Origin of the sequence: Micromonospora sp., assembly GCF_048594385.1 — a bacterium.
Lineage (GTDB): Bacteria > Actinomycetota > Actinomycetes > Mycobacteriales > Micromonosporaceae > Micromonospora > Micromonospora wenchangensis.
This window is the reverse complement of record NZ_JBMDWU010000013.1, coordinates 1-11,097: the sequence shown is the minus strand read 5'-3', so window position 1 is coordinate 11,097 and position 11,097 is coordinate 1. Positions and strand designations below refer to the sequence as shown.

At 75.0% G+C, this 11,097-nt stretch carries 11 protein-coding genes; 3 read left to right on the top strand and 8 right to left on the bottom strand.

All coding sequences use genetic code 11. From position 1 onward, the window contains the following. The coding region (locus ACOJTC_RS00580) for a hypothetical protein (protein WP_420115314.1) at nucleotides 1–1,996 on the top strand (1,996 nt) is incomplete at its 5' end. A 66-nt stretch (nucleotides 1,997–2,062) separates the two neighbouring features. On the opposite strand, the gene ACOJTC_RS00575 is transcribed toward ACOJTC_RS00580, so the two are convergent. The 6 genes from ACOJTC_RS00575 to ACOJTC_RS00550 form a co-directional block, all read right to left on the bottom strand. Then, the gene (locus ACOJTC_RS00575) at nucleotides 2,063–2,656 is read right to left on the bottom strand and encodes a hypothetical protein (RefSeq protein ID WP_420115313.1); all 594 of its coding nucleotides are present in this window, start codon (nucleotides 2,654–2,656) and stop codon (nucleotides 2,063–2,065) included. A 55-nt stretch (nucleotides 2,657–2,711) separates the two neighbouring features. Then, the gene (locus ACOJTC_RS00570) at nucleotides 2,712–4,151 is read right to left on the bottom strand and encodes a sensor histidine kinase (RefSeq protein ID WP_420115312.1); all 1,440 of its coding nucleotides are present in this window, start codon (nucleotides 4,149–4,151) and stop codon (nucleotides 2,712–2,714) included. Beyond that, nucleotides 4,144–4,839 carry a response regulator transcription factor gene (locus ACOJTC_RS00565; RefSeq protein ID WP_204925417.1) on the bottom strand — a complete coding sequence of 232 codons (696 nt, stop codon included), beginning with the start codon at nucleotides 4,837–4,839 and terminating at the stop codon, nucleotides 4,144–4,146. The genes ACOJTC_RS00570 and ACOJTC_RS00565 overlap by 8 nt, the downstream gene beginning before the upstream one ends. Nucleotides 4,840–4,907: 68 nt before the next feature. Further along, nucleotides 4,908–5,420 (bottom strand): hypothetical protein, encoded by a 513-nt coding sequence (locus ACOJTC_RS00560; protein WP_204925418.1) that lies wholly within the window; start codon nucleotides 5,418–5,420, stop codon nucleotides 4,908–4,910. Between the two features lie 123 nt (nucleotides 5,421–5,543). Beyond that, nucleotides 5,544–6,656: an aminoglycoside phosphotransferase family protein gene (locus tag ACOJTC_RS00555; RefSeq protein ID WP_420115311.1), complete on the bottom strand. Its 1,113-nt coding sequence runs from the start codon at nucleotides 6,654–6,656 to the stop codon at nucleotides 5,544–5,546. 158 nt (nucleotides 6,657–6,814) lie between these two features. Continuing rightward, on the bottom strand, nucleotides 6,815–7,987 hold the full coding sequence (locus ACOJTC_RS00550; protein WP_420115310.1) for a thiolase family protein: 1,173 nt from the start codon (nucleotides 7,985–7,987) through the stop codon (nucleotides 6,815–6,817). Nucleotides 7,988–8,091: 104 nt separating this feature from the next. Between ACOJTC_RS00550 and ACOJTC_RS00545 the strand changes: the two genes are divergently transcribed. Next, nucleotides 8,092–8,517, top strand: a complete 426-nt coding sequence (locus tag ACOJTC_RS00545; RefSeq protein WP_420115309.1) for a PH domain-containing protein — start codon at nucleotides 8,092–8,094, stop codon at nucleotides 8,515–8,517. An 88-nt stretch (nucleotides 8,518–8,605) separates the two neighbouring features. Here the strand turns inward: ACOJTC_RS00545 and ACOJTC_RS00540 are convergent, their stop codons facing one another. Together ACOJTC_RS00540 and ACOJTC_RS00535 are read right to left on the bottom strand one after the other, a co-directional pair. After that, entirely contained in the window at nucleotides 8,606–9,553 is a 948-nt protein-coding gene (locus ACOJTC_RS00540) for a rhomboid family intramembrane serine protease (protein ID WP_204925422.1), read from the bottom strand. A gap of 27 nt (nucleotides 9,554–9,580) precedes the next feature. Further along, nucleotides 9,581–10,111, bottom strand: coding sequence for a peptidylprolyl isomerase (locus ACOJTC_RS00535; RefSeq protein WP_204925423.1), 531 nt, complete (start codon nucleotides 10,109–10,111; stop codon nucleotides 9,581–9,583). Nucleotides 10,112–10,195: 84 nt separating this feature from the next. Between ACOJTC_RS00535 and ACOJTC_RS00530 the strand changes: the two genes are divergently transcribed. Continuing rightward, nucleotides 10,196–11,047, top strand: a complete 852-nt coding sequence (locus tag ACOJTC_RS00530) for a hypothetical protein (RefSeq protein ID WP_420115308.1) — start codon at nucleotides 10,196–10,198, stop codon at nucleotides 11,045–11,047. Nucleotides 11,048–11,097: the final 50 nt, after the last annotated feature.

The following is an 11,097-nucleotide window of genomic DNA, read 5'->3' as shown; positions in this document are numbered from 1 at the left end:
CGCGGGCAGCCGGCGGGCGGTGCGGGTCGGCGCGCCCGTGGGCGGTCCGCCGCCCCACGACCCGACCCTCGGCGCGGCGTCCGGACCGCCGCCGGTCGACGCTCCGACGCCCCCGGCGCTCCCGGCGGCCACCGTCCGGGCCGGCGTCGCGGCGCTGCTGACCGGCTGGGCGGACCGGCTGACCCACTTCCGGCGTACGGCGACCCGGGGCGAACGGCTGCTCGCCGGCACGGTGCTCGCGGTGGTGCTGATCGAGCTGGTGGTGGCGCTGCTGGCCGAGCCGAACAACTTCGACTCGCAGACCTACCACCTGCCGAAGGTGGAGCACTGGGTGGCCCAGGGCAGCCTGGAGTTCTGGCCCACCGCCATCCACCGGCAGGTGACCATCCCGCCCGGGGCCGAATACCTGCTGCTGCACCTGCGCCTGTTCACCGGCGGGGACGCCCTGCACAACCTGGTGCAGTGGGCCGCCGAGATCGGTTGCCTGCTCGCGGCCACCCGGATCACCGCCCAGCTCGGCGGGGGCCGGCGGGCCCAGCTCGTCACCGCGTTCCTGCTCGCCACCACGCCGATGGTGGCCCTACAGGCGACCAGCACCCAGACCGACCTGGTCGCCGCCGCCTGGGCCGCCTGCGCCGCCACCCTGGTGCTGGACGGGCTGCGCCGCCGGGCCGGCCTCACCGACGCGCTGGCGCTCGGCGCGGCCACCGGACTGACCGCGCTGACCAAGACCAGCGGGCTGATCGCCGTCGGGCCACTGCTGCTGCTCTGGGGCCTGGCCCAGCTCCGGCTGGCCCGCCGCCCCGCCGGGACCGCTCCGGACGACCCCACCGGGGTCACGCCCGACCGGGCCGGCCGGGCGTCGGGCGGGTTCAGCTCGGACCCGACGACCGGACCGACGGACCGGCCGGGGCCGACCGGGGCCCGGCAGGTCGCCCGGACGGTGGGCGGTTCGCTGCTGGTGCTGCTGGTCGCGGCGACCGTGGTGGGGCCGTTCCTGGCCCGGGAGACCGCCGAGTTCGGCCACCCGTTGGGGCCGCCCCGACTCCGCGAGTCCATCCCGATGGAACGGCACGATCCGGCCGCCGTGCTGGTCAACGCGCTGCGGATCGGGCACACCGCGTTCGACACCCCGCTGGCCCCGCTGCGCGCCGGCACCGCCTCGGCCATCATGGACGGCTCCCGGGCGGTCGGCGTCGACCCGCAGGACCGGGCCATCACGTTCGGCCGGGAGGTCTTCCCGGTGCCCGCCTGGTATCCCGACGAGGACCGGGTGGCCTTCCCGCTGGCCGGGGCGCTGGCGCTGCTCGGGGCGGTCGTCGCGCTGGCCCGGCCGCGCCGGATCAGCCCCGGCCGGGCGGGGACGCTGCGGGCGTACGCGGGGGTGGTGGCGGGCGCGGTGGTCCTGCACACCGCGATGATCAAGTGGCAGCCGTGGGGGAACCGGCTGCTGCTGTACGCGCTGGTGCTGGCCGTACCCCTGGCGGGGCTCTGGGTGGACGCGGTGCTGCGGCGGCGGGCCGGGGCGGGCCGCCGGTCGGTGGCCGCCGGGCTGGTGGTGACCGTGCTGGCCACCTCCGCGCTGGCCGGCGTGCTGGCCCTGTCCTACGGCTTCCCCCGCCGGCTGGTCGGCGCGGGTTCGGTATTCACCACCGCCGAGTGGGACACCCGGTTCCTGCGCCGGCCGCAGTGGGCCGACGAGTTCCGCTGGGCCGCCTCGGCGGTACGGGCCAGCGACGCCCGACGGATCGGCCTGGTGCAGCAGAACGACAACTGGGAGTACCCCTGGTGGCTGCTGCTGCGCGACGACGACGGCCGGTCGCCCGAGCTGGTGGCGTTGCAGTCGGTGCTGCCGGACCGGCCGCCGGCCGACCCCACCTCGGTTGACGCGATCGTCTGCACCGGTCCCCGCACGGAGTGCGCCCGGCTCGTCCCGGCCGGCTGGACGATCGAGTACCGCGACCACGTCGGCTACGCGCTGCCCCCGGCCCGCTGAGCACCGGGGAACACACGTCGGGGCCGGCGTGGTGGTCCACGCCGACCCCGACCGGTCCCCCACGGGTCACTTCTGCTTGATCGGCACCACGATCAGCCGGGCGACGCTGGCGTCCCCGTCCTTGGCCCCGGCCACGTTGACCTGGGTGCCCACCTTCACGTCGCTGGCCTTGACGGTGGTCCGCCGCTCGACCACCCGGAGCTGGTCGCCCAGCTTCCAGGTCAGGGTGAAACCGTCGGTGGACTTCACCGTCACCGAGTCCCCGTCGATCGCGGTCACCTCGCCGCGCTGCACGACGACGGTCTTCGTGCCGTCCTTGGTCTGCACCACCGCCTCGCCGTGCAGGCCGTTGCGGCCCAGCTTCACCCGGGCCTGCCGGCGCTGCCGCAGCTCCTTCACCCGCTCGCCGCGCTTACCCTTGGCCCCGGCCTGCGGGGACGGGGTGGTCGACGCTGCAGGCGCGGCGAGCAGGTCCAACTCGACCGGGTCGAGGCCCAGCGCGGCCAACGCCTGCCCCTCGACGCCCAGCGCGGCGGCCACCTCGACGACGGCGGCCTTCGTGCCGTCCTGCGCGACCTGGGCCGTACCGCAGCCGGCGACACCGAGTGTGAGCGCCGCGAGCAGCGACGTGGCGGTGACGGCGATTCCCCGATGTGCCATGACTGTCCTCTCGTCCGTGATGCCACCAGCCTCACCGAACGGGATGGGGGCGGGGTCAGACCGATGTTCGGGTCAGGTAAGGACGGGCGGGCAGCCGGACGGTGAACGCCGCGCCCCCCTCGGCGGCGTGCCCGGCGACGATCTCCCCGCCGAGCCGGCGGACCAGCCCGGCCGCCAACGCCAGCCCCAACCCGCTGCCCACCTTGCGGACCCCCCGGTAGCGCTGGTGCAGCGCCCCCCGTTCGAAGGCCACCGCCAGGTCGTCGTCGGTGAAGCCCGGTCCGCCGTCGCGGACCTCGACCAGCCCACCGGCGGTCGGGCCGGCACCGGCCGCCCGGACCGCGAGCACCACCGGCGCCCCCGGCGGTACGACCCGCAGCGCGTTCTCCAGCAGCCCGTCCACCACCTGCCTGATCCGCCCCGGATCGGTGTACGCGGGCACCGCCGTGCCCGGCGTCTCCAGCCGGAACGGCACCCCGACCGCCGCACACCGCTCCGACCAGGTGCGTTCGGCGTCGGCGGCCAACCGGGTGAGGTCCACCGGCACCGGTTCCAGCGGGAAGTCCACCGCCTCCAGCCGGGCCAGCGCCAACAGGTCGGCGACCAGCCGGTCCAGGTGCTGCGCCTCGGCGAGCATGGTCCGGCCCGTCGCGGTCGCCTCGTCCGCGCCGATCACCCCGTCGGCGAGCGCCTCCGCCCACCCCCGGATCGCGGTCAACGGGGTGCGCAGCTCGTGCGAGACGGAGAGCAGGAACTCCCGCTGGCGGCCCTCGCTGGTGGCCAGCGCGGCGGCCAACCCGTTCAACGCGTACGCCAGGTCGGCGACCTCGTCGGGGGGTTCGACGGGCACCCGGACGGCCCGGTCACCGGCGCTCAGCCGGGCGGCGGCGGTGGCGGCGTGCCGGATCGGCCGGGCCAGTCGACGGGCGAGCAGCAGCCCGGCCGCCGCCCCGGCGGTGAGCCCGGCCAGCAGCGGCAGCCACAGGGCGCGCAGCACCTGCCGCCACGGTCCCTGCGGGGTGGCCCGGGTCAGCACCACCCCCTCCCCGCCGGGCAACGCCCGCCCCTCGACGAGGGTCCGCTGGCCGTTGACGAACCGGCGACCGGAGACGTCCCGGCCGGCGGAGATCCGGTTCACCACCTGCCGGGGCAGGCCGGGGCGGTCGGCCAGCCCACCCTGCACGACGTACACCTCGATCTGCTGGTCCTTGAGCTGGCGGATCAGCCGGTCGCCGGCCGCGTCGCGCTGACGGCTGGGCCGGACCCGCAGCACGTCGGCGGCGAGCCGGGCCTGCGCGGCCAGCGCCTCCTGGTCGCGACGTTCCACCCCGCGTACCGCCAGGGGGACCGCGACCAGAGCGGTGACCAGGACCGACACCAGCGCCACCGCGCAGGTGACCAGCACCGCGCGGGAGGTCAGCGTGTGCAGGGAGCGGCGACGGCGGGGGGCGGTGTCACCCCGGGGGGCGGCCGGCGGCGCGGCGGGTTCAGCCATCGGCGGCGTACCCGACGCCCCGGTGGGTGCGGATCACGCTGGCGGCGCCGAGCTTCGCCCGGACCTGGGCGACGTGCACGTCGACCGTACGGGTGCCGGCGTGCGCCGCGTACCCCCAGACCCCGGCCAGCAGCTCCTCCCGGGTGAAGACCCGGCCGGGGCGGGCCATGAGATGGGCGAGCAGGTCGAACTCGGTGGAGGTGAGCTGGACGGGGGCACCGGCCGCGAGCACCGTACGCCGGGCCGGGTCGAGGGTGACCGGGCCGACGGTGCGGGACCGGTCCGCGCCGTCGGGGGCACCGACGGTCCGCCGCAGCACCGCCCGGACCCGGGCCACCAGCTCGCGGGGGCTGAACGGTTTGGTCACGTAGTCGTCCGCGCCCAGCTCCAGGCCGACGATCCGGTCGACCTCGTCGTCGCGGGCGGTGAGGAAGATGACCGGGGTCCAGTCGCCGGACTCGCGCAGCCGCCGGCAGATCTCGGTGCCGGCCAGGCCCGGCAGGGTGATGTCGAGGACGCAGGCCACCGGGCGCAGCCGGCGGGCGGCGGCCAGCCCGGCGGTGCCGTCCCGTTCCAGGTGTACGCCGAACCCGTCCCGGCCCAGGTAGAGCCGGACCAGGTCGGCGATGGCCGGTTCGTCCTCCACGACGAGGACGAGCCCACGTGGTGCGGTGGCATCGACGGTCACCGGCCCATGATGACCGACCCGGCGTCGGGCGGTGCGGACGGCCGTGTTCGGGTCAGGTAAGAACCCGGTCAGCGGGCCGGCAGCGGGCGCAGCAGCGGGGCCGGCGCGACGGGCGGGGCGTCACCGATGGTGGCGACGACCCGTTCCTCGGGCCGACGCAGCCGGGTCCGGAAGGCGTGGTGCAGCAGTGTGTCGAGCTGCCACACCTGCTTCGGGTGCTGGGTACGGATGACGAACCGCTCGCGTACCCCGTCGATCGCGGTGGCGGCCAGCTCGACGGCCTGTGCGCGCGGGTCGGGGCTCCAGGTGACGTTGCTCAGCTCCCGCAGCTCGGTGTTGAGGTGCAGGCGCAGCCGGTGCAGCACCCGGGTCTGCCGGGTCACCACCAGCCGGCGGTGGGTGAGCAGCAGGAGGTAGTCGCCGTCGACCGGGCGGTCGGGGCGGGCGCACCGGGCGACCAGGATGGTGGCGTCCCCCGACCCGACGCACTGGCGGAAGACCGGCATGTGCCGGCTCACCGTCTGGACCGCCAGCCCGGTCTCGGCGGCGGCCGGGAGGAAGGTGCGCGAGAAGACGTCCATACCTGGCCAACGAGCCGTGACCAGGGGTGATGTGGGTCACTGTCGACTTTTGGAACTTCCACTCCCCCGGGTCGCACCACCGGTGCGTCTTTCCGCACCGGCTGCTGTCCGGGGGACGGGACGTCAGACGGGCATCGGCGCGAACAGCTCGCCGAGCCAGCCCGGCACCGCGTCGGCGTACTCGGCGCGGGTCGGGTCGGTGGTGGCCAGCGCCCGTCGCCAGGACAGCGCCCGGCTCACCGTGGTCACCCGTACGGCCAGCCCGGCGGCCTCCCGCAGGGCCGCCCGGTCGTGCCGGTCGGTCCACGCCTCCAGGTAGGCGTCGCGCAGCCGGAGCAGCACCGGGTCCCCCTCGGGCAGCGAGTAGGTGTGCGCGACCGAGCGCAGGGTCACCAGCAGGGTGCCGAACGGGTGCGCCACGGACGCGTCGCCCCAGTCGAAGAAGCGGTAGCCGTCGGCGGCGAACACGTTCCCGTCGTGCAGGTCGTCGTGCTGCACGGTGGCCGGGATGCCGGTGTCGGCGAGCCGCCCGCAGTCCTCGGCGAAGCGCGGCAGGTACGCCCGCAGCCGCTCGTAGGTCGCCGCGTCCAGCCCACTGTCGTCACCGTCACCGTCACCGTCACCGTCGGCGGCCGGGCGGGTCTCGCCGTCGCCCTCGCCTCCGGTGGCCGGGTGGGTGTCGGTGCCGCCTCCGGTGGCCGGGCGGGTGCCGGTGCCATCGGGTCCGGGGTCGAGGAGCCGGGCGGCGCGGTCGTCGAGGAGGTCGGCGAGCAGGGCCGGCAGGGCGGCCGGCCGATGGTCGGGCACGCCGAGCGCGACGAGGTCGTCGGCCCGGGGAGCCACCGTCCGTTGGAGGTCGGCATAGGCGGCCAGCACGTCGGCCCACCGGGTCGGGTCCGGTTCGGCCAGGTCACGCAGGGACGGGCCGCCGTGGGGCAGCAGCGACCAGCCCCGCGCGGGGTCCACGGCCACCGGGTCGAGCACCCGGCCGGGGGCGTGCCGGGGCAGCTCGGCCAGCAGCACCGCCTCGTACGCCGTGCCGGGGTTGTTCGCCTTGAACCAGTACGGCCCGGCGTCGGTGGGCACCTGCCAGACCAGCGACCAGGGGCGTTGCCGGGCCTCGACCGGGCCGGTGACCCGCCGGCCGTGCCGGTCGAGCTGCCCGCTCACCCACTCCAGCGCGGTGGCCCGCCACTGCGGGTCGGCCCACCCGGGGGCCACGGAGACGATCGTCACGCCGCGCAGAGTAGGCCACCCGCCCACCCCGACACCCGCCATTTTCGGCCGGGCGGGATCGCAATGGGGCCGATGTAGCGGCATCAAGGCCGCTCGGACACCGCAACATCGGCCCCATTGCGGGATCGCACGGGCGGGGATCGCCCGGGCGGGCGGCGTCAGAGCAGTTCGAGGATGGTGGCGTTGGCCATGCCGCCACCCTCGCACATGGTCTGCAGGCCGTACCGGAGGTCGTTGTCCCGCATGTGCTGGAGCATCGTCGTCATGATCCGGGCACCGGACGCGCCGAGCGGGTGCCCCAGCGCGATCGCCCCGCCGCGCGGGTTCAACCGCTCCGGGTCGGCCTCGGTCTCGGCGAGCCAGGCCAGCGGCACCGGCGCGAACGCCTCGTTCACCTCGTACACGCCGATCTCCTCGATGCCCAGGCCGGCGCGGCGCAGCGCCTTCGCGGTGGCCGGGATGGGGGCGGTGAGCATGGCGACCGGGTCGTCGGCGGCGACCACGGCGGTGTGCACCCGGGCCAGCGGGCGCAGGCCGTGCCGGCTGGCCCACTCGCTGGTGGTGACGGCGAGCGCGGCGGCCCCGTCGGAGATCTGCGACGCGGACCCGGCGGTCACCACCCCGTCGGTGCGGAACGGGGTCTTCAGCTCGCCGAGCGCGGCGAGGGAGGTGTCCCGGCGGATGCCCTCGTCGGTGGTGAACGAGCCCCCGTCACTCAGCGGCACCGGGGCCAGTTCCGGGTCGAACGCCCCGGCGTCCTGCGCGGCGGCGGCCTTCTCGTGGCTGGCCAGCGCGAACTCGTCGAGCTGGCTGCGGGAGAAGCGCCAGCGGGCGGCGATCAGCTCGGCGCCGACGCCCTGGTTGAACGGGAGCGGCTGGTCGTCGGCGAAGCCCTCGACGCCCCGGTAGCGGGCCCGGATGCGGTCGCTGAACGGCATGCCGTCGCCGACGCTGGACCCCATCGGCACCCGGGTCATCGACTCGACGCCCCCGGCCACCACCAGGTCGGCCTGCCCGGAGACGACCGTCGCGGCGGCGAAGTGCAGGGCCTGCTGGCTGGAGCCGCACTGCCGGTCGAGGGTGGTGCCGGGCACCGACTCGGGCCAGCCGGCGGCGAGCACGGCGTTGCGGGCGACGTTCCACGACTGCTCGCCGACCTGCGACACGCAGCCCCAGACGACGTCGTCGACCTGGCCGGGATCGATGCCGGTGCGGTCGGCGAGGGCGCGCAGCACGTGCGCCGACAGGTCGACCGGGTGCACCTCGGCCAGGCCGCCCTTGCGTCGCCCGACCGGGGTACGCACCGCACCGACGATGACTGCGTCACTCATGACTACTCCCCAGTAACTTCGGCTGTGTCGATACTACGTCCCCGGCCGCCGGTCCGCCCCCCGCGTCGCCGGGACCGGCCCGGTGCGGCTGGCATGCTGGGACGGTGCATCCACCAACGTCTCCGGCCCGTCAGTGGCGGGTCCCCCCGGCGGTCCCGGCGGTGAAGCTGGCCGGCGCGGTCGGGCTGGTCGCCCTCGGGCTGCTGCTCGCCGACGGCGACCCGGTCCGGCTGGCGCTGGCCGTCGCCGCCGCTGCGGGAATGGCCGCCTGGGCGGTACGCGACCTGCTCGCCCCGGTCCGGCTCGCGGTCGACGCCGACGGGATCACCGTCGTCCGGGGGTACGCCGGGCGCCGGCACCTGCCGTGGGAGGTGGTGGAGGCGGTCACCGTTGACCGGCGGACCCGGTTCGGGCTGACCGGCGAGACGTTGGAGATCGACGCGGGCGAGACCCTGCACCTGCTGGGCCGGGCCGACCTGGGCGCATCCCCGGCCGAGGTGGCCGAGGAGGTCCGGGCCGCCCGCCCCTGATCCCACGGTGCCGACGTGGTCGGCTCAGCGGAGCCGACGTAGCGGTATCCGGCCAGCCCCGACACCGCCACACCAGCGCACGGCCCGGTCAGCCGAGCAGCATCACCGTACGGACGATCACCAGGCCGAGCAGCGCGAGCAGGATGACCCCCGCACCGGCGGCCTGGAACACCGAGCGCCGCATCCGGGGGGCGTACGCCAGCACGAGCGCCATCAGCGCCCCGACGATCAGCCCGCCGACGTGACCCGGGATGGAGATGCCCGGCACGGTGAACGTGAAGATCAGGTTGATCACCAGGATCGGCAGGATCGCCGAGGTGTCCCGACCGAGCCGGCGCATCAGCACGAAGACCGCCGCGAACAGCCCGAAGATCGCCGTCGAGGCACCCGCCGAGGCGGTGTTGGGGCTGCTGAACAGGTATGCAGCGACGTTGCCGCCGAGGCCGGCCATCAGGTAGAGACCGAGGAACCGCAGTGGCCCGAGCAGGGCCTCCAGCTCCCGCCCCAGCACCCAGAGCGCCCACATGTTGAGCAGCAGGTGCAGCACGCCGTAGTGCAGGAACATCGCGGTGACCAGCCGGTACCACTCGCCGGAGGCGACGCCGTGCGCCTCGCCGAACGGCACGTACGAGGCGTAGCTGAGCACCGAACCCCACTGGGTCAGCGGGGTGCCACCGCCGAGCAGGCCGCCGAAACCGGAGCCGCCGATCAGCGAGTCGCCGCCCCGGTCACTGAGCACCGAGACGATCATCACCAGGACGTTCAGCGCGATCAGGGTGCGGGTGACCAGGCCGCGACGGCCGGCGGCACCGCCACCGAAGGCGGTACGCGCCGGCCGTACGCTGCGGCGTCCCTCGTTCACGCACTCCGGGCACTGGTGGCCGACGGGAGCGTCCCGCATGCAGTCCGGACAGATCGGCCGGTCGCAGCGAGAGCACCTGAGGTACGTCTCCCGGTCGGAGTGGCGGTAGCAGACCGGGGTGGTCGGCACCGGCCCACCGGTGGCGTCGCCGGCCGGCCCGGAGCGTTCAGTCATGCGTGCAAAGGTACCTCGCGACCGCGGTCAGGCCCCGGTGCGCTCGATCTCGACCCGCTCGATCACCACGTCCTGCAACGGCCGGTCACTCGGGCCGGTGGGGGTGTTGGCGATCGAGTCCACCACCTTCGCCGACTGCTCGTCGGCCACCTGGCCGAAGATGGTGTGCCGGTTGTTGAGGTGCGGGGTCGGCCCGACGGTGATGAAGAACTGCGAGCCGTTGGTGCCCGGCCCGGCGTTCGCCATCGCCAGCAGGTACGGCCGGTCGAAGCGCAGCTCCGGGTGGAACTCGTCGGCGAACGTGTAACCCGGGCCACCCCGGCCGGTGCCGGTCGGGTCGCCCATCTGGACCATGAAACCGCTGATCACCCGGTGCGAGATGGTGCCGTCGTAGTACGGCCCGTTGCCCGGCTGACCGGTGCGGGGATCGGTGTATTCCTTGTTGCCCTCGGCCAGGTCGACGAAGTTACGAACCGTCTTCGGAGCGTGATTGCCGAAGAGTTCCAGCCGGATCGGGCCAGCGTTGGTGTGCAAGGTGGCGTAGACAGCCTCGGCCACGGGTACTCCTCACTCGTTGGTCAGTTCCATGCGGATCCTCCCATGTGCCCCATCTGGCAGTGCGGAGGCATCCGGTGGTAGAGGATGACGAAGGAACAACTCCCAGGAGGTGGGACCGTGTTTGGAATCGGGCGGCGCAAGACCCAGGGGCAGCTGGCAAAGGTGGAGCTGCACCAGGGCATCGGTCACCTGAGGCAGGCGGCCACGCACGCGGCGAAGGGCGCCGGCGCCACGGTCGGCCCGCGGGTCCAGTCGGCCCGCAGTGCCGTCGCGCCGACTGCGGTCGCGGTGCGGGACCGGGCTTCCAGCGGCCTGGCGACGACGGCCGCAGCGCTCGCCCCGGTGGCCCTGGCGGTGCGCAACGCCCAGGCCGAGGCCGCCGGCAAGGCGCTGGCCGGCAAGAAGGCCGCCGCCGCCAAGCAGGCCAAGGTGAGCAAGAAGATCAAGGCGAAGAGCCCGAAGGCCCGGAAGAAGCAGACCTCGCGCGGCATGATGGCGGGCCTGCTGGTCGCCGGCACGGTCGCCGGGGTGGCCGGCGCGATGGCCCTGCGTCGCCGCCGCGAGCAGCAGGAGTGGGCCGAGTACGACCCGACCCGCAGCATCGGCACCGCCCCCGTCCCGTCGTCGACCTCCGATGCCTCCACCGCTTCGGCCGCCGCCGGCGTCGACGCCCCCCGCGACGACGTCGACATCCTGGTGGTGGAGACCCCGTCGGCGGGCGGCACCACGCCCACCGGTTCGGCCACCCCGGCCACCGGCGTCGGCAGCTCCGCCGTGGCGGCCGGCACCCCGGCCGGCAAGCCGGTGATCCACCCGAACGACAAGGTCCCCTCGGTCGCCGAGGGTGCCCCCGACGTCTCCGGCCGGCCGGCCGACGACCTCGGCAAGGCGCTCGACGCCGGTCGGGGCGCGGCGAAGTCAAGCACCCGGCGCTGATCCCCCGCACCACGTCGGCGGCGCGGCGACGACCTGACCGGTCGTCCCGC